Genomic DNA, 1,271 nt, shown 5'->3' with positions numbered 1-1,271 from the left:
TGTTTAGACCGGAGACATAGCTGACGCTTGTTCGGACACATCACTGACAGGTTGGCCATTGGTCAAGTCGATTGATGCGACCTGCCAACTGGCGAAGAAGATTCCGTAATGGCCGTCGCGGTCGAGCGGTCTGATGGCGAGCCGCTCGCCGCAGAAGGCTTGTGGGACTTTCCACATTTGTCCCCGGAAGGAGATGTAACTCCGAGTCGAGGAGACGGTGCGAACGATCTCTCCGGCATCGTATTGGACCTGCGGAACTCGTTCCGGCATGGCGCGAGAACTTGGCCGGTAGCGATCGGCGGGGACCCCCATGCCGAGACTTTCATGAGGCCGTTCCAGATTGTAGAGCATGCGCCAGCTATCGAGGGCGTCTTGGACTTCCGCCAGAGTGCGGAACGCGCGCAGAGCAAACACTTCCGCGTTCAGGCTGCGATGGAAGCGTTCATTCTTGCCCCGGCCCTGGGGATGGCGCGGCCTGGCATGCACCACCCTGATGCCAAGCTTGAGCAGCCAAACCTTCAGCGCGGTCCAGCGAACGCCAGACGTGTCACCCCAAGGGGAGCCATTGTCGATGTAGAAGGCCTCCGGCAGGCCATAACGGCGGAAGGTATCGACCAGATGCTTCTGCACGGCGGGACGCTGCTCATTGGCGCATGCCTCCAGACACACGGCATAGCGCGAGTGATCGTCGACCATGGTCAGCGGATGACAACGCGTTCCGTTGGCAAGGGGCATGTGGCCCTTGAAGTCCATCTGCCACAGCTGATTGGGCGCCTCCTTCTCAAAGCGATGACCTGGAGGGCTCGGCGGGGCCTTCTCACTTGGCTTGATCCGCTCGTTCCGGCACAGGATCTGATGGACCGTCGAAGGCACAGGCACAGCCTGGCCTTCGCGCTTCAGGCAATGGGCAATCTTGCGCGCCCCCCAGGCTGGATGCTGGTCACGCACAGCCAAAACCTGCGCCTCCACAGCAGGCTCGCTGCGTTGGGGCATCCGCTTCGGACGACGGGGCTGATCCGCCAGTTCATGGTCGCCGGCCTGCCAGCGCCTCAGCCATTTGTAGCCCACATCAGGACTGATCCCGAACCGCCGGCACAGCTCTCGCCGGTTCGTTCCCTCCTGCAAGGCAAGCCGCACGAATTCTCGTCGTTGATCCATCACCGACACCTCGTTCCAGGGCATGGACGGCCTCCCGAATCGACCAGACCAGCCCATTTTGATGTGTCAGCTATGTCTCCGAACACCTGTCAGTGATCTGTCCGGTCTAAACA

At 61.2% G+C, this 1,271-nt stretch carries 1 protein-coding gene; it reads right to left on the bottom strand.

Annotation, left to right across the window (positions count from 1 at the left end):
- Nucleotides 1-3: 3 nt before the first annotated feature.
- Nucleotides 4-1,182: an IS481 family transposase gene (locus AC0L3A_RS40620; protein WP_219685542.1), complete on the bottom strand. Its 1,179-nt coding sequence runs from the start codon at nucleotides 1,180-1,182 to the stop codon at nucleotides 4-6.
- Between the last annotated feature and the right edge of the window lie 89 nt (nucleotides 1,183-1,271).

The sequence above is a fragment of the Bradyrhizobium sp. MI1.3 genome (assembly GCF_055811695.1).
The sequence above is the reverse complement of the archived record's forward strand: the minus strand, read 5'-3'. Positions and strand labels throughout refer to the sequence as shown.

Excerpts from the sequence above, each read along its gene's own strand:
- AC0L3A_RS40620 (WP_219685542.1), bottom strand. The coding sequence starts at position 1,182 with ATGCCCTGGAACGAGGTGTCGGTGATGGATCAACGACGAGAATTCGTG.